The sequence below is a fragment of the Pseudomonas sp. R151218B TE3479 genome (genome assembly GCF_053629195.1).
The window spans coordinates 5,985,903-6,001,986 of the sequence record NZ_JBRJHV010000001.1; the positions used below are offsets into that span (position 1 = coordinate 5,985,903).

At 59.8% G+C, this 16,084-nt stretch carries 13 protein-coding genes, 4 tRNA genes and 1 riboswitch; of the genes, 3 read left to right on the plus strand and 14 right to left on the minus strand.

The features are described from left to right. Positions 1–15: 15 nt before the first annotated feature. The 3 genes from AB7M32_RS26040 to AB7M32_RS26050 form a co-directional block, all read right to left on the minus strand. Positions 16–534: a toxin-activating lysine-acyltransferase gene (locus AB7M32_RS26040; protein ID WP_060741021.1), complete on the minus strand. Its 519-nt coding sequence runs from the start codon at positions 532–534 to the stop codon at positions 16–18. 9 nt (positions 535–543) lie between these two features. Further along, positions 544–2,205: a ShlB/FhaC/HecB family hemolysin secretion/activation protein gene (locus tag AB7M32_RS26045; RefSeq protein WP_454251819.1), complete on the minus strand. Its 1,662-nt coding sequence runs from the start codon at positions 2,203–2,205 to the stop codon at positions 544–546. Between the two features lie 459 nt (positions 2,206–2,664). Beyond that, positions 2,665–2,741, minus strand: a tRNA-Arg gene (locus tag AB7M32_RS26050). Positions 2,742–3,266: 525 nt separating this feature from the next. Between AB7M32_RS26050 and AB7M32_RS26055 the strand changes: the two genes are divergently transcribed. Beyond that, on the plus strand, positions 3,267–3,593 hold the full coding sequence (locus AB7M32_RS26055; protein WP_060741019.1) for an Arc family DNA-binding protein: 327 nt from the start codon (positions 3,267–3,269) through the stop codon (positions 3,591–3,593). A gap of 311 nt (positions 3,594–3,904) precedes the next feature. On the opposite strand, the gene mgtE is transcribed toward AB7M32_RS26055, so the two are convergent. After that, a complete protein-coding gene (gene mgtE, locus AB7M32_RS26060) occupies positions 3,905–5,347 on the minus strand; it encodes a magnesium transporter (protein ID WP_072412261.1) in 1,443 nt (480 codons plus the stop codon). Between the two features lie 322 nt (positions 5,348–5,669). Here mgtE and AB7M32_RS26065 point away from each other — a divergent pair, with 322 nt between their 5' ends. Then, entirely contained in the window at positions 5,670–6,173 is a 504-nt protein-coding gene (locus tag AB7M32_RS26065) for a cell envelope protein SmpA (RefSeq protein ID WP_454252203.1), read from the plus strand. A gap of 40 nt (positions 6,174–6,213) precedes the next feature. On the opposite strand, the gene AB7M32_RS26070 is transcribed toward AB7M32_RS26065, so the two are convergent. The 7 genes from AB7M32_RS26070 to ltaE form a co-directional block, all read right to left on the minus strand. Next, positions 6,214–6,290: transfer RNA gene (locus tag AB7M32_RS26070), tRNA-Arg, on the minus strand. Between the two features lie 72 nt (positions 6,291–6,362). Next, positions 6,363–6,439: transfer RNA gene (locus AB7M32_RS26075), tRNA-Arg, on the minus strand. 108 nt (positions 6,440–6,547) lie between these two features. Then, a tRNA-Ser gene (locus tag AB7M32_RS26080) sits at positions 6,548–6,638 on the minus strand. A 62-nt stretch (positions 6,639–6,700) separates the two neighbouring features. Continuing rightward, positions 6,701–6,889 (minus strand): carbon storage regulator CsrA, encoded by a 189-nt coding sequence (gene csrA, locus AB7M32_RS26085; RefSeq protein ID WP_003178872.1) that lies wholly within the window; start codon positions 6,887–6,889, stop codon positions 6,701–6,703. Between the two features lie 184 nt (positions 6,890–7,073). Then, a complete protein-coding gene (locus AB7M32_RS26090; RefSeq protein ID WP_060741016.1) occupies positions 7,074–8,315 on the minus strand; it encodes an aspartate kinase in 1,242 nt (413 codons plus the stop codon). A gap of 92 nt (positions 8,316–8,407) precedes the next feature. After that, positions 8,408–11,029: an alanine--tRNA ligase gene (alaS, locus tag AB7M32_RS26095; RefSeq protein WP_454251820.1), complete on the minus strand. Its 2,622-nt coding sequence runs from the start codon at positions 11,027–11,029 to the stop codon at positions 8,408–8,410. Positions 11,030–11,175: 146 nt separating this feature from the next. After that, positions 11,176–12,180 (minus strand): low-specificity L-threonine aldolase, encoded by a 1,005-nt coding sequence (gene ltaE / locus AB7M32_RS26100; RefSeq protein WP_158456125.1) that lies wholly within the window; start codon positions 12,178–12,180, stop codon positions 11,176–11,178. A 253-nt stretch (positions 12,181–12,433) separates the two neighbouring features. After that, positions 12,434–12,602: riboswitch (FMN riboswitch) on the plus strand. Positions 12,603–12,703: 101 nt separating this feature from the next. On the opposite strand from ltaE, the gene AB7M32_RS26105 reads away from it, so the two are divergent. After that, a complete protein-coding gene (locus AB7M32_RS26105; RefSeq protein WP_024618891.1) occupies positions 12,704–13,213 on the plus strand; it encodes a 6,7-dimethyl-8-ribityllumazine synthase in 510 nt (169 codons plus the stop codon). Between the two features lie 122 nt (positions 13,214–13,335). On the opposite strand, the gene astE is transcribed toward AB7M32_RS26105, so the two are convergent. The 3 genes from astE to astB form a co-directional block, all read right to left on the minus strand. Continuing rightward, positions 13,336–14,343: a succinylglutamate desuccinylase gene (gene astE / locus AB7M32_RS26110; protein ID WP_072408600.1), complete on the minus strand. Its 1,008-nt coding sequence runs from the start codon at positions 14,341–14,343 to the stop codon at positions 13,336–13,338. Between the two features lie 12 nt (positions 14,344–14,355). Continuing rightward, on the minus strand, positions 14,356–14,643 hold the full coding sequence (locus tag AB7M32_RS26115; RefSeq protein WP_003178862.1) for a hypothetical protein: 288 nt from the start codon (positions 14,641–14,643) through the stop codon (positions 14,356–14,358). 69 nt (positions 14,644–14,712) lie between these two features. Beyond that, a complete protein-coding gene (astB, locus tag AB7M32_RS26120) occupies positions 14,713–16,059 on the minus strand; it encodes an N-succinylarginine dihydrolase (RefSeq protein WP_454251821.1) in 1,347 nt (448 codons plus the stop codon). Between the last annotated feature and the right edge of the window lie 25 nt (positions 16,060–16,084).

The following is a 16,084-nucleotide window of genomic DNA, read 5'->3' on the forward strand; positions in this document are numbered from 1 at the left end:
GACCAGTGGTTGGAGTTACGCTTCGACTGCCAGCGGGTGGGCGGCAAACCAGGCCTGGGCCTGTTCGGGGATGACCCCGATCCCTTGGAATGTCTTGACCCGCAGGCCACGCTCGTCGCCTCGGTGATAGAGGGCACGGGCGCAGCGATCAATGAAAAGGTGACGTTGCAACAAGCGGCTCAATACCGCCGTGTGGCCAAAGGGGGCGACCCAATCGTTGAGCCAGAGACGTTCGCCGCTGTTCCAGTCCTCTTGGCTCAGCGCCAGCGGCGATTGGCGCAGATAACGTTGCTCTGCCGCCTCGTCGAGGTTGAGCCAAGACAGGTAGAACACCGGCTTGCCGTGTTCGGAGCCGAGCACGAACTGGCGATGCTTGAGCGCCGGCAACAACAACGTCGGCAAGGTGTGCAACGGCGCATCGCGATGGGCCTTGGAATGCATCCACAACCAAGTGGCGGAGCCGAACACCGCGGCTTCGCTCCAGGGTTCGTCGATCAGGCCAGGAGCGATAATGTCTAGCGTCTCGAACTGCATGGGATCACCTCAGAATGACCAGATGACGGTGAACGCGCTGGTCACGTTGGCCGTCTCGAAACCATCGGGTTTCTTCAACGGCGAACCCACCGACCAGTCATAGGACAGGCCCTTGTAACCGCCGCGTATACCCACCACGGCCCCCGCCAGGCGCTGGCCGATCAGGAACTCACTGGACTGGCCGCTGACTTCGCCATAGTCGATGCCGGTGTAGAGCTCCTGGCCGGTCTGCCCCAGGGACAGGCCGATTTCGTTGCGCAGGGTCCAGCCACGGTCGGCGGAAAGAATGTTTTCACCATCGAAGCCGCGCACGCTGTAGCGCCCGCCGATGGAGAAACGATCCTGGGGCACCAACGGCGTACGGTTCCATTGCGCGCGCCAGCCACCGATGTAGCGCAGGCGCTGATCGCCGACCTGGAACGGCACCTGCAATTGAGCATCGGCGGTGATGATTTGCGAGCGTGACGTACCAGCGTCAAAATCTTCCTCAGGTGCCCTGAGCGCGTCGTGGGCACCGGTGCCGCGACGATAGGCAACGCCCAGGTCAAGAATCGAAGCGCCAATGAACTCCCGATGGTCCAACCCCAACTGCCAGCCGGCCATGCGGCGTTTCTGGTTGCCGATTTCGGTGTCGTCGATGAAGTTCTCCGACGAGCGCGTCCACAGGCTGCCCCAAGCGGTAGTCTTGCGGACGGCGTCGCGGTACAGCAGGCGTGACAGACGCAACTCATTGTTACGACTCTCGCCTCGGTACTGATAGGTCTGGTTAGCGCCGGCAACAGACTGTTCGTAGTTGTATTCGCTGGTGGTGAACCCCAACTGCCAGTAGCCGAACGGCAGCGAATAATGCAGCGTGCTGCCATCGGAACCGCGGTGCCCGGACTCGCCGCCGCCCAAGTCATGGTTGACGCTGGCGTAGAACAAATCGTTGAGCGACAGCAGGTTGTCCAAGGACAGCGATACGTTGCCCTGGTATTTGCCCGTGCTCTTGCTGCCCGAGTTGTCCACCGACAGGCTCACCCGGGCGGGGAACCGCTGGCTCCAGGCGATCACCACGTCGCTCTCACCGGGTCTGGCGTCGGCGGCACGGGCTGGCGCGATCTTGATGTCGGCCTCAGCGGTCGGCACGCGCTTGAAGTTCTCCAGCGCCTGCTCGATGTCGCGCAAGTTGAGCAGATCGCCAGGATTGGCCGGCATCGCGTTCCAGGCATTGGCGCGGGCGCTGGTACCCTCCTCGAAACGAATCTCGCGAATGCGCCCTGGCACCAGGGTCAACACCAGCACCCCACTGTTCAAGTCCTGGGCTTCGGCGAGTACGCGGGTGGTGACGTAGCCGGCCTCGATGATCGCATTCTGCATACGTTTCATCGTCAGGTTGATCCCGCCGCCGCCGAGGCAACGACCGATGGCGGGATCATCCTTGGGATTGGCGGCGCGCAACGCCCACTGGAATTTTTCCGACGCCTCGCCGATCAGGCGGATGTCATTGATGGCAAAGCAAGGCGTCTCCTTGGCAGGCAAGCGCTCGATACCTTCATCCACGGGTGCCGCCTGCAGGCGCACGTCCGGCCGCGATTCCAGTTGCTCCCTCAACCCCCGCTCGCGTTCTTGCTGGCGCAATAGTTCGTCTTCAGGCCCGGCCGCTTGCGCAGCGCTCCACGCGCACGTCATCCCCGCCGCCACCAACCACAGCGCGAGACGCTTGGCGTTTTGTGCAGATGAACGGGAGGCGTCACCACAACGGCGAGGGCTGCTCGGTTTACGCGTTCGGCAGGGTGCGGCTGGCTGCATGTCACATCCTTGTGGCCTGAATCGAAGACACGGTGAGTCAGGCTAGCCGGAAGCGGCATTGGCACTGACACAGATAAATAATGAGGTACGTAATCCATCGGAAACGAAGGAAAAGTCCTACAACGTACCGAGACGGTCTGATAGCAGAGTGGGGAGAAAGTTTCCCGTGACCGAAATATGTTCGATACCAATGGGTAAAAATGGGCAGTTGGTCACAGCTTGGGGGAATGAGGCGCTGTGCGAGGCATGAACGACGCGCTCGAACCGGGGCCGTTCACTTGGAGAGGGCAATGCAACCAGGAAAAGTCAGCGGCACGTGCGCTAACCCACTGTTTATAATGGTGTCCCAGGGCAGGTTCGAACTGCCAACCTTCCCCTTAGGAGGGGGATGCTCTATCCAATTGAGCTACTGAGACACAAGTCGACCACAAGAACCGTGGTGCGCGGGACGGCATGTTAACGACCTACCCTGGTTTTGTCATGTCGTCGCTGTTTTTTAAGTGTAGGCAAATGGTACTGCTTGGAAGGCTGACAACGCCCAGCGGCTGGCCCCGTGCCGCCATTCATCTGTCCCTGGCGTGTTTATCCTAGTAAATCGGCCATTTGCCACTATCCTGTACAAGACAGGGACGGCAAGTGTGTTTGGTCCATTTCCGTTATCCGCCAGACGGTATGGCACATCGACACGATCCGATGGTCACAAAATGCGAACCTGTTGTTTTTTTCCAACCAGTCCGCATTTTTTGATGAAAGGTGCTGGCATAACGCCTTTACCCGGATCAGAATTTGTCACAGAATTGGCGCCAATGATCTGGCAATTTTGAGGCATGATGCGGGCCTCTTAACAATTCAGGTTGAACATTTGGCAGTGGAGCTTGTCCTATCGACATCCTGCGGCCAATCCCGAGAACCGCTCCCCTGAACTAACCGGTTAAATAAATATGCGCCCAATGACAAAGGCAATTTATTCCAGCCGTACGGCTGACAAGTTCGTCGTGCGTCTGCCAGACGGAATGCGGGAACGCATTGCCGAGGTGGCTCGTAATCATCATCGCAGCATGAACTCTGAAATCATTGCGCGCCTGGAGCAAAGCCTGATTCAGGAAGGCGCACTGGGTGAAGAGCTGAGCATGCGCCTGGACAGCCCCGAGCTGTCTTTGCATGAGCGCGAGCTGCTTCAACGCTTCCGACAACTCTCCCATCGTCAGCAGAACGCTCTCGTTTCGCTGATCGCCCATGACGTAGAGATGGCCGCAGAAGCGACCTGATCACAGCCAAAACACTCAAGCCAGCCTCGTGCTGGCTTTTTTTTGCCTGGCGTTTGGCTCAGCTGAAATGCACGACAGCACACATATCGTGGACACCCACGACCCATGTGGGAGCGGGCTTGCTCGCGAAAGCGGTGGTGCCGCTGCATAGCGGCTGGACCTGCTACCTGCCTTGCTTTGGACGCTTGATCTCGGCGCCCCATCAATCGAAAGAAACTCAAAAAAACGGCGCTTCCCATTTTCTGAAAGAAGCGCCGTTTTTTCTAAGTGGACATTTTTTACGCCAAACAGGCGGGTTTCTCGATGAGCGATCAGAGCAGGAAAATCGTCGCCAATCCCAGGAAAATGAAGAACCCGCCGCTATCGGTCACAGCGGTAATCATGACGCTGGCACCCATGGCAGGATCGCGCCCCATGCGGGCCAGGGTCATGGGGATCAAGACCCCCATCAATGCCGCCAGCAGCAGGTTGAGCGTCATTGCCGCCGTCATGACCACCCCCAGCGACCAGCTGCCATAAAGCAGGTAAGCCACGACACCAATCACCCCACCCCAAATCACGCCGTTGATCAAGGAGACAGCCAGTTCCTTGCGCATCAATCGTGATGTATTGCCGGTGCTGACCTGGTCCAGCGCCATGGCACGGACGATCATGGTGATGGTCTGGTTACCGGAGTTGCCGCCAATACCGGCGACGATGGGCATCAGCGCCGCCAGCGCCACCAGCTTCTCGATGGAGCCTTCGAACAGGCCGATGACCCGGGAAGCGACAAACGCCGTGATCAGGTTGATCGCCAGCCAGGCCCAACGGTTACGCAGGGACTTCCAGACCGAGGCGAAGATGTCTTCTTCTTCGCGCAGACCGGCCATGTTGAGGACTTCGCTTTCGCTTTCCTCACGAATCAAGTCGACCATTTCATCGATGGTCAGACGGCCGATCAGCTTGCCGTTCTTGTCGACCACCGGTGCAGAAATCAAGTCATAACGTTCGAATGCCTGGGCCGCATCGTAGGCGTCTTCGTCCGGGTGGAAGCTTACCGGATCGCTGGCCATGACCTCGGCCACCTGCTTTTCCGGGTCGTTGACGAGCAAACGCTTGATGGGCAGCACGCCCTTGAGCACGCCGTCGTAGTCGACCACGAAAAGCTTGTCGGTATGACCAGGCAGTTCCTTGAGGCGACGCAGGTAGCGCAAGACCACTTCAAGGCTGACATCCTCGCGGATCGTCACCATCTCGAAGTCCATCAACGCACCGACCTGCTCCTCGTCATAGGACAACGCCGAGCGCACACGCTCACGTTGCTGGCCGTCGAGGGCTTCCATCAGTTCGTGGACGACGTCTCGTGGCAGCTCGGGCGCAAGGTCGGCGAGTTCGTCGGCGTCCATTTCCTTGGCCGCCGCCAGCAACTCGTGATCATCCATGTCGGCGATCAGGGTTTCCCGAACCGAGTCCGACACTTCGAGCAGGATGTCACCGTCTCGATCAGCCTTGACCAACTGCCAGACCGTCAGACGCTCTTCCAGGGGCAAGGCTTCAAGAATATAGGCGACGTCGGCGGAGTGCAGATCATCGAGCTTGCGTTGCAGCTCGACGAGATTCTGCCGATGGACCAGGTTCTCGACCCGGTCATGATTCGGGCCTTCCTGGCGATGCGTCAGCTCTTCGACAACCCGCTGGCGCTGCAGCAGCTCAACGACTTGAGCGAGACGATCCTGAAGGCTTTCCTGCGTTTTTTTTACTTCTACTTGGGTCATAGGCGAACTCCACTCCCAGCAGTGGAGCACGCCGGAAGGATCAATCAGTTAATTCATGATTGGCAAAACTAAATATTGAGTAACTACTGGGTAAGTCCATGGAGATATTCCAAAGCCCCGGCGGGGCTGACGGGCGCAATCATACACCGCTTGACGCTTTAAAACGCTAAAAAATCATGGCAAGAACAAGCGCTTGCGAGACAAACCTGAACGCAGGCTGAACCTTGCGCTTTACGACGACTTATCCGGAAAAGAAAACACACGCCTCGACAGAAATGCGGCGACTACCCTGTTCTCCTGCACCGTCAAGGAGGACGACCGGATGCCCATCAACCACTACCTGTTCCTGCTCGCCAGCCTGCCCTGCCTGCCTTTGTGGGCCGCCGAGCAAACCGTGCATCGCTGCGAAAGCATCGCGGGGCACGTGACATTCACCACCTTGAGTTGCAGCCCGGGTGAAGCCCTGTCACTGCAGCAGATCCATCCCTACAGCCCAGGTTCGATCGAGCCGACGACCGAGGCGATGATGCCCGAAGCGGAGCGCTGGCAAACATCCGGCAACAAAACCACACGCAAGGAGCCGACCGTGGTCGGCCAGTTCCAGGACCGCTGCGGGAACCTCATCGATGCCAGGCAACGCCGCGATGCCATTCTGGAACGACGAATCGTCGTCGGCATGAGCCAACAGGACGTCGAGAGCGCCCTGGGCAAGCCAGACTCAATCAAGATTCGAAATTCGAGCACACGGTATACCTACAAGGCGAAGAAAGGTCGCAGCGCAGAGGTCGTGTTCGATGAAAGAGGGTGCGTGAAAGGCAAATCGTAGACAGCAAAAAGCCCGCGTTAAACGCGGGCTTTTTGGTGTTTGGTGCACTCGACAGGATTCGAACCTGTGACCGCTCGGTTCGTAGCCGAGTACTCTATCCAGCTGAGCTACGAGTGCAAGTTGTGGTTTTATACCAGATCACAACTGGTTGAAGCCAAGTTATTTGCATTGCTGCAAACAACTCTTAAATGGTGCACTCGACAGGATTCGAACCTGTGACCGCTCGGTTCGTAGCCGAGTACTCTATCCAGCTGAGCTACGAGTGCATTTGTTGCCGCGCATTATAGGTCGTCAAATTCTTTTGTAAAGCGCTTTTTTTCAGTAATTTCAATCACTTACTGATCAAGCCAGGTTTTGACGCACTAAACGAATAATGGCGGAGAACGGGGGATTCGAACCCCCGACACCCTTTTGAGGTGTACTCCCTTAGCAGGGGAGCGCCTTCGGCCACTCGGCCAGCTCTCCGCAACACGGGGCGTATATTAACCACCTTCATCCCCGTTTGCAAACATAAAAATCGATAAAAATTAATGGCTTGGTTCGTCGTCCTTCTCTTTCTTGATACGCAGGTAGATTTCCTCCCGGTGTACAGCAACCTCTTTCGGGGCGTTGACGCCGATACGCACTTGGTTTCCTTTGACGCCGAGCACGGTCACGGTGATTTCGCCATCGCCAATAATCAGGCTTTCTGCACACCGACGAGTCAGAATCAGCATACCTTTCTCCTCACGCAATTCACTTAAGGGACAACAGTCTGCAAAAAAAAGGCATTGGACCTACAACCGAAACGGTCGAAGCCTACAGGCCTAGTATTGACCAGCGCGGGCAAAAGAACAGTTTTGGGACGCGCCATTCAGAAAAACAGAGGGCGCGGTCCAGCCGCGCCCTCTGGATAACGCTTTACTCGCCCTGCTGGGCAGCAGCGTCGAGCTCGAAAGCCGTGTGCAGGGCGCGCACGGCCAGTTCCAGGTACTTCTCTTCGATCACCACGGAAACCTTGATTTCCGAAGTAGAGATCATCTGGATGTTGATGCTTTCCTTGGCCAGGGATTCGAACATGCGGCTGGCCACGCCTGCGTGGGAACGCATGCCGACACCGACGATCGAGACCTTGGCGATCTTGGTATCGCCCACCACTTCCCGGGCACCGATCTCGCCAGCGGTCTTTTTCAGAATCGCTTCGGCAGACTGGTAGTCGTTGCGGTGCACGGTGAAGGTGAAGTCAGTGGTGTTATCGTGCGAGACGTTCTGCACGATCATGTCGACTTCGATGTTCGCGGCACTGATCGGGCCGAGAATCTTGAACGCCACGCCGGGGGTGTCTGGCACGCCACGGATGGTCAGCTTGGCCTCATCGCGGTTGAAAGCGATGCCGGAAATGATCGGCTGTTCCATGGATTCCTCTTCATCAATAGTAATGAGGGTGCCCGGACCCTCTTTGAAGCTGTGCAGAACGCGCAGCGGAACGTTGTACTTGCCAGCGAATTCGACCGCCCGGATCTGCAACACCTTCGAGCCGAGACTGGCCATTTCCAGCATTTCTTCGAACGTGATCTTGTCCAGGCGCTGGGCCACAGGCACCACCCGTGGGTCGGTGGTGTAGACACCGTCCACATCGGTGTAGATCTGGCATTCGTCAGCCTTGAGAGCCGCCGCCAGTGCTACGCCCGTGGTGTCGGAGCCGCCACGGCCGAGGGTGGTGATATTGCCCTGCTCGTCCACGCCCTGGAAACCGGCGACAACCACGACACGGCCAGCCTTCAGGTCGCCGCGAATCTTCTGGTCGTCGATCTGCAGAATACGCGCTTTGTTGTGCGCGCTGTCCGTCAGGATACGCACCTGGTTGCCGGTGTAGGACACCGCCGGCACGCCACGCTTGATCAGCGCCATGGCCAGCAAGGCGATGGTCACCTGCTCGCCAGTGGAAACGATCACGTCCAGCTCACGGGGAACCGGTTGCTGGTCGCCGCTGATTTGCTTGGCCAGATCGATCAGACGGTTGGTCTCGCCGCTCATTGCCGACAGCACAACCACCAGGTCATCGCCCGCTTCACGGAATTTCTTAACCTTGTCGGCGACTTGTTCGATTCTCTCGACAGTGCCGACCGAGGTGCCTCCAAATTTCTGTACGATCAAAGCCATTTCAAAGCCGCCTCTGCCCATGAAGGGCGCCCAATAAATCACTCAAACAGCGGCCAGGCTCGTCACTAGACCACGAGCCCGGCGACGCTGCCTTAAATACCCTGCTCTACGAATGCAACGGTCTGGGCCAGTGCCGCGTCCAGGGCGCCGACGTCGGTACCGCCGCCTTGCGCCATGTCCGGACGACCACCGCCCTTGCCGCCCACTGCCGCAGCGGCCTGCTTCATCAAATCACCGGCCTTGAGTTGGCCAGTCAGGTCTTTGGTCACGCCTGCGACGAGAACGACCTTTTCCTCATGGACACTGCCGAGCAGGATCACTGCGCGGCCGAGTTTGTTTTTCAGTTGATCGACCAGCGCCAGCAGCGCCTTGCCATCCTGGCCGTCCAGACGCACGGCCAGCACCTTCACGCCCTTGACGTCCACCGCCTGGGCCGACAGATCGTCGCCCGCGGCGCTGGCGGCCTTGGCCTGCAACTGCTCGAGTTGCTTCTCCAGCAGGCGGTTGCGCTCCAGCACAGCCGACAGCTTGTCGATCAGGTTGTCGCGACTGCCCTTGATCAGGGTTGCCGCTTCCTTGAGTTGTTCTTCGGCCGCGTTGAGGTACGCCAGGGCCGCGGCGCCGGTGACCGCTTCGATCCGGCGCACACCGGATGCCACGCCACCTTCACTGATGATTTTCATCAGGCCGATGTCGCCGGTCCGGCTGGCGTGGATGCCACCGCACAGTTCAACAGAGAAGTCGCCCATGCTCAGCACACGCACGCTGTCGCCGTACTTCTCGCCGAACAGCGCCATCGCGCCCTTGCGCTTGGCGGTCTCGATGTCGGTCTCTTCGGTTTCCACCGGGGAGTTCTTGCGAATCTCGGCGTTGACGATCTCTTCCAGCGCCTTGAGTTGCTCAGGCTTGATGGCTTCGAAATGGCTGAAGTCAAAGCGCAGGCGCTGACTGTCCACCAACGAGCCCTTCTGCTGGACATGCTCGCCCAGCACCTGGCGCAACGCCGCGTGCAGCAAATGGGTGGCGGAGTGGTTCAGCGAGGTGGCATGGCGCACCTCGGCGTCGACATGGGCGGCCACCGGGGCGGCGATCATCAGGCTGCCCGACGCCAGCACGCCGTGGTGCAGGAACGCGCCGCCGGTCTTGGTGGTGTCACGCACGTCGAAACGCGAGTTGCCCGCCTGCAGGTAACCGCTGTCGCCGATCTGGCCGCCGGACTCGGCGTAGAACGGGGTCTTGTCCAGCACGATCACGCCTTCCTGACCTTCGCTCAGGATGTCGACCGATTGCCCGTCCTTATAGATGGCAACGATCTTGGCCGAGCCGGTAGTACCGGCATAACCGGTGAACTCGGTGGCCACGTCTACCTTGACCAGACTGTTGTAGTCCATGCCAAAGGAGCTGGCGGAACGCGCACGCACCCGCTGGGCTTCCATCTCGCGCTCGAAACCTTCCTCATCGAGGGTCAGGTTGCGTTCGCGGGCGATGTCGCCGGTCAGGTCCATCGGGAAGCCATAGGTGTCGTACAGCTTGAACACCACGTCGCCCGGAACCACGTTGCCCTTGAGCTCGGCCAGGTCCTGCTCGAGGATCTTCAGGCCTTGTTCCAGGGTCTTGGCGAATTGCTCTTCTTCAGCCTTGAGCACGCGTTCGATATGCGCCTGCTGGGACCTGAGCTCCGGGAAGGCGTCGCCCATCTCGGCCGCCAATGCCGCGACGATCTGATAGAAGAAGCTGCCCTTGGCGCCCAGCTTGTTACCGTGACGGCAGGCACGACGGATGATCCGGCGCAGCACATAACCACGGCCTTCGTTGGAAGGCAGCACACCGTCGGCAATCAGGAAACCGCAGGAACGGATGTGGTCGGCGACCACTTTCAGCGAGGCCTGGTTGTCGTTGGTGCAACCGATCGCCTTGGCCGACGCGCTCAGCAGGCTCTGGAACAGGTCGATTTCGTAGTTGGAGTGAACATGCTGCAGCACCGCACTGATCCGCTCCAGGCCCATGCCGGTGTCCACCGACGGCGCTGGCAGCGGATGCAACACGCCATCGGCGGTGCGGTTGAACTGCATGAACACGTTGTTCCAGATCTCGATGTAGCGGTCGCCGTCCTCTTCCGGCGAGCCGGGTGGGCCGCCCCAGATGTCGGCGCCGTGATCGTAGAAGATCTCGGTGCAAGGGCCACATGGGCCGGTGTCGCCCATGGTCCAGAAGTTATCGGAGGCGTATGGCGCGCCTTTGTTGTCGCCAATGCGCACCATGCGCTCTGCCGGGACACCGACCTCTTTGGTCCAGATGTCATAGGCTTCGTCGTCGGTGGCGTAGACCGTTACCCAAAGCTTTTCCTTGGGCAGGTTCAGCCACTTGTCGGACGTCAGGAAGGTCCAGGCGAAGGTGATGGCGTCACGCTTGAAATAGTCACCGAAGCTGAAGTTACCCAGCATTTCGAAGAACGTGTGGTGACGTGCGGTATAGCCGACGTTTTCCAGGTCGTTGTGCTTGCCACCGGCACGCACGCACTTCTGGCTACTTACCGCACGGGTGTAGGCACGTTTTTCCTGGCCCAGGAAGCAGTCCTTGAACTGGTTCATCCCCGCGTTGGTGAACAGCAGGGTCGGGTCGTTGCCCGGAATCAAAGAGCTGGAGGCTACTCGGGTGTGGCCTTGCTCTTCGAAGAAGCGAAGGAAGGCTTCACGGATTTCTGCGCTTTTCATTAGGTTCTTCCACGGAGGCTGCGGCCAAAGGCCTGTGCAAAACGTCAACAGACGAAGCAACGGCAAAGGGCCGCATTATATCGGCCCTGCGCGTGGGGTACAGCGTGTTTATACGATAGAAACTGTCAATTGCCCCGGTTAGCGGGTCATTGGCGAGAAAATTCGACGAAAGTGGCGATCACCTGATCGATTTGCGCCGCGCTCACGTCCATGTGCGTCACCATTCGCAGGCGTGGCGCCGCGCTGAGCTTGACGCCCCGCTCATCGGCAAACGCCTTGATCGCCTCGGCCCGCTCGCCCATTTGCACGTAGACCATGTTGGTTTGCACCGGCTCGACCTCGTACCCCGCACCACGCAAACCCTCGGCAAGCCGCTGAGCATTGGCGTGGTCATCGGCCAGGCGCTGGACCTGATGTTCCAAGGCATACAGCCCTGCCGCCGCGAGGATCCCGGCCTGGCGCATGCCGCCACCGACCATCTTGCGCAGCCGGCGGGCCTTGCCGATCAACTCGACGCTGCCGCACAGGACCGAGCCCACCGGAGCGCCAAGACCTTTGGACAGGCACACCGATACCGAATCGAAATGTTGCGTGATTTGCCGGGCATCGACATTCAACTTGACCGCGGCGTTGTACAGTCGCGCCCCGTCCAGGTGCAGGGCCAGGCCATGCTCCTGAGTGAAACGCCGGGCCCGGGCCAGGTATTCCAAAGGCAGCACCTTGCCCTGCATGGTGTTTTCCAGGGCCAGCAGACGGGTGCGGGCAAAGTGAAAGTCATCGGGCTTGATCGCCGCGGCGACATGCGCCAGGTCCAGGGAACCGTCCGCCTGCACCTCGAGGGGCTGAGGCTGGATCGAACCGAGTACCGCCGCACCGCCGCCCTCGTATTTGTAGGTGTGGGCCTGCTGTCCGACGATGTACTCATCGCCGCGCTCGCAGTGGGCCATCAACCCCAGCAGGTTACTCATGGTGCCCGACGGCACGAACAGTGCCGCGGCAAAGCCCAGGCGCCCGGCCAGTTCGGCTTCGAGGCGATTGACGGTCGGGTCTTCGCCATACACATCATCGCCGGTTGGCGCGCTGGCCATGGCATCCAGCATGCCGGCGGTAGGTTGGGTGACCGTGTCGCTGCGAAGATCGATAACACTCATGAATCTGGCCTCGGGTTCTGGTGGGGGAATTCCCTTTCGAAGGGCAATTACTGCGGGCATGGGCAGGAATAATCAAGCCTGGTCGACGGAAAGCCTGAAGATTAACCGGAACTCCTGTGGGAGCGAGCTTGCTCGCGATAGCGGTGGTTCAGCTTGCCTTGATGCTGGCTGCAATGGCGCTATCGCGAGCAAGCTCGCTCCCACAGTAGGTTATGTGTTAAAAATCCTCCGCTGCCAAAAACCATGGCGGCAAAAACGTTCTCAGGGCGGGGTGTAATTCCCCACCGGCGGTAATTGCACGCAACGTGCATAGCCCGCGAGCGCTTGGTGGTACACCGCTTTTTGCGGTGTGGCGGCAAGGTCAGCAGACCCGGTGTGATCCCGGGGCCGACGGTCATAGTCCGGATGAAGAGAGAACGGGATTGGCACCCAAGGGCCGACTGCGACTGTCTTGTACGCGGCGTACCCTCGAATCCCCTTCGATTCATGACGCCCTGTTTTTCACACAAACAGGAACCAGAACATGCAACCCACTGCAATCGACAGCAAAAGCAAAAGTCATCCGGGCGAGCGCGTCGCGTTCATCCAGGCCTGCTGGCACAAGGAAATCGTCGACCAGAGCCGTAAAGGCTTCGTCGCCGAAATGATCATCCAGGGTTACCAGGAAAGCGACATCGACTTCTTCGAAGTCGGCGGCGCCTTCGAGATTCCGCTGCACGCCAAGCTGCTGGCCAAGTCAGGCCGCTACGCCGGCATCGTCGCCGCCGGCCTGGTGGTGGACGGGGGCATCTACCGTCACGAGTTCGTCGCCCAATCGGTCATCAGCGGCCTGATGCAGGTGCAGCTGGAAACCGAAGTGCCGGTGTTCTCGGTGGTGCTCACGCCGCATCATTTCCATGCGGGGGAAGAACATCAGAAATTCTTCTTCGAGCATTTCGTGCACAAGGGCCAGGAAGCGGCGAAGACTTGCGCCGATACCTTGCACAAGACCCGGGCGTTGCGTCGCAGTGAACAGCGGGCGGTAGCGGTCTAAAACCACTAAAAAACCTGTGGGAGCGAGCTTGCTCGCGATAGCGGTGTTCCAGTCACCTGCAACATTGACTGGAACACCGCTATCGCGAGCAAGCTCGCTCCCACAATGGTTCGGTGTAGGTTTTAGGCCAGGTTTTCGTCAGTCGCCGGTACGATCAGGATCCCGGCCCGTAAGCCATTCTTGACTTTGGGGTTCGGGAAGATGATCCGGGCGCCCTCCTCTTCGATCACCCAGCGGGTCTGGGCGATGTCCTCGGCCAGCACATAACCTTTTTCAAGCTCGGAGAAGTTCTCGATATCCGCCGGCAGGTTCAGGCGGAAGCTGTCGCTGTGCTTGATGATTTCCCGCGCCACGCTGAACAGTTGGAGGCCGTCGAGCCCTTCGTCCAGCTCAGGCTCGTTGCCTTCGATGATCTGTTGCAGGCGGGTTTCCAGCAGGCTGACGTTGACCCCGTCGTTCTGCCCGAATGGCCGGGCCTTGCCCAGCTCCAGGGTGAAGGACTCGGCGCCGAGCTGATCGTAGGTGTAGGCACTGAAGACGATGGACGGCTTGTTCTGCAGCAACACCGCCTCCATGCCCGCGGCACGCAAGCGTGCCAGCTCACGGCGTGAATGCGCGCGGCCTTCCTTCCATGGGTAAAGGGCGAACTGCTCGATCTTCGAGCCGCGGATAGCGGTGTGCAGGTCGTAATGCAGGCGGCTGCGCTCAGGCCGACTGAAGAAACTGGCGGCCAGCCGCTCCAACTCGCAGGCCCGCAGCGCTTCAGCACCGCCACTCAGCTCATGGCGACCGTTGAACAGCCGGTTGACGTCCTGTTCGACGAAACGCTCACCGCGCCGGATGGCCTCGGGGTTGCCGAACAGGAACAGAATGCGTGCCCGCGGTTTCAGGTCGCCACGGGCAATGTCGTGAAGCAGGCGGTCGAGCAATTCGATGGGGGCGGTTTCGTTGCCGTGGATACCGGCCGAGAGCAGCAGGTCCAGGCCGTTATCCCGGGCTTCGGGCGGCTTGACCTCCAGCGCCCCCTCGCTCAACCAGCGCATCCGTACGCCTTCGACAGTCAGTTGAGTCTTCTCCGCCGGTTCACGGCCGGCGAGGGTCAGTTCAAGCAGTTTGCCGAGGGCGAGCATGGCGCGGTTTCCTTAGTGGTCGTGGCCGCAATCCGGGCCATGGACATGGTCATCGTCGCCGACGTCCGCCGGTTCCATTTCCAGTTGCAGGCTGACCAGGTTGGTCGCCAATGGACGCAACAACAGGTTGGCGTATTCCTCGTCCCCTTCCTCGACGTCCACGCCGATCAGCAACTGACCGCGGCCATCCTGCTGGATCCACAACTCCTTGCCTTGCCACATCACCGCGACACGGGTGCAGGAGGTTTCCAGTTGGGTGCCGTCGGTGTCTTCAAGGATCAGCTGCAGGGTATCGCTCATGTCTTTACGTTCTCGTCTGGGGATAAGGCAACGCGCCCTGCTTTGACTGTAGTCAGGTCGCGCGCGCTTTCAATTGATCTGGAAAGGATAAACCGCGCCAAGTTTAAGGATTTGTGTCAGTTCATCCAGTGCCGCACGGCATTCGAGCAGCAATTGCGGGTCAGCCAGATCGTTTTCGGTCATACGGTCGCGGTAGTGCCGCTCGACCCATTGGGTCAGCGAATCGTACAACGGCGCGGTCATGATAACCCCTGGGTTGACGGCCGCCAGCTCGGTTTCATTGAGGGCCACGCGCAATCTCAGGCACGCCGGGCCGCCACCGTTCTGCATGCTTTGCTTGAGGTCGAAGACCTTCACTTCGCGAATGACCCCGCCAGCGCCCGTCAGGCCTTGCAGGTATTGCCAGACGCGTTCGTTGCTGCGGCATTCTTCCGGCACGATCAAGAGCATCGAGCCGTCTGGGCGCGACAGCAACTGGCTATTGAACAGGTAGGAGCGCACTGCATCATCCACCGTCACCGCCGAACGCGGCACACACACCGACTGAAATTTCCCACCGACCTTGGCGAGTTTGCTGCTCAACTCGGCCAACATCCTGTCGGTCTCGAGAAACGCATCCTCGTGGTAGAACAGCACTTCACCGTTGCCCACCGCGATCACGTCGTTGTGGAACACCCCCTGGTCAATCACCGACGGATTCTGCTGGGCGTACACCACGCCCTCCTCCCTCAGCCCATGCAGGCGGGCAACGGCCTGGGACGCTTCCAGGGTCTGGCGCGCCGGGTATTTCTGCGGTGCGGGATAACGGGTGTCGAAGGCGCTGCGACCGAAGACGAAGAACTCCACGCCGGCCTCGCCGTAGGCGCGGCAGAAACGGGTGTGGTTGGCCGCGCCTTCATCGCCGAACTGCGCCACCGCCGGCAAGGCGGCGTGATGGGCGAAGTGCTGCGAGTTGGCGAACATCGCCCCCAGCACGCGACTGGTGGTTGGATGCTCGATGCTGCGGTGGTACTTGCAGTTCAGGTTGGCTGCAGTGAAATGCACGCGACCATCGGCCGTGTCGGCGCTCGGGCTGACCGTGGCGGCGTTGGCCACCCACATGCTGGAGGCCGAGCAACTGGCGACCAGCAACGGCATCGCCTCTTTCGCGGCCTGCTGGATGACTTGGGCATCACTGCCGGCAAAACCCAACCGGCGCAGGGCCGCCACGTCCGGACGCTCCTGCGGTGCCAGCACGCCTTGCTGGAAACCCATGTCCATCAGCGCTTTCATTTTCGCCAGACCCTGCAACGCCGCTTCCTTGGGGTTGGAGGACTGCTGGCTGTTGCTTTGGGACGCGACGTTGCCGTACGAGAGCCCGCCGTAGTTATGAGTCGGCCCCACTAGACCGTCAAAGTTGACTTCATAGGATTTCATCAGCGAGGCTCCACGAGAATCTGTT

Coding starts and splice junctions, on each gene's coding strand:
- astE (WP_072408600.1), bottom strand. CDS start 14,343: ATGCTCGCCCTCGGCAAACTGCTTGAACTGACCCTCGCCGGCCGTGAA.
- ltaE (WP_158456125.1), bottom strand. CDS start 12,180: ATGAGTGTTATCGATCTTCGCAGCGACACGGTCACCCAACCTACCGCC.
- csrA (WP_003178872.1), bottom strand. CDS start 6,889: ATGCTGATTCTGACTCGTCGGTGTGCAGAAAGCCTGATTATTGGCGAT.
- AB7M32_RS26090 (WP_060741016.1), bottom strand. CDS start 8,315: ATGGCTTTGATCGTACAGAAATTTGGAGGCACCTCGGTCGGCACTGTC.
- AB7M32_RS26065 (WP_454252203.1), top strand. CDS start 5,670: ATGCCCATCAACCACTACCTGTTCCTGCTCGCCAGCCTGCCCTGCCTG.
- alaS (WP_454251820.1), bottom strand. CDS start 11,029: ATGAAAAGCGCAGAAATCCGTGAAGCCTTCCTTCGCTTCTTCGAAGAG.
- astB (WP_454251821.1), bottom strand. CDS start 16,059: ATGAAATCCTATGAAGTCAACTTTGACGGTCTAGTGGGGCCGACTCAT.
- AB7M32_RS26040 (WP_060741021.1), bottom strand. CDS start 534: ATGCAGTTCGAGACGCTAGACATTATCGCTCCTGGCCTGATCGACGAA.
- AB7M32_RS26105 (WP_024618891.1), top strand. CDS start 12,704: ATGCAACCCACTGCAATCGACAGCAAAAGCAAAAGTCATCCGGGCGAG.
- mgtE (WP_072412261.1), bottom strand. CDS start 5,347: ATGACCCAAGTAGAAGTAAAAAAAACGCAGGAAAGCCTTCAGGATCGT.
- AB7M32_RS26115 (WP_003178862.1), bottom strand. CDS start 14,643: ATGAGCGATACCCTGCAGCTGATCCTTGAAGACACCGACGGCACCCAA.
- AB7M32_RS26045 (WP_454251819.1), bottom strand. CDS start 2,205: ATGACGTGCGCGTGGAGCGCTGCGCAAGCGGCCGGGCCTGAAGACGAA.
- AB7M32_RS26055 (WP_060741019.1), top strand. CDS start 3,267: ATGCGCCCAATGACAAAGGCAATTTATTCCAGCCGTACGGCTGACAAG.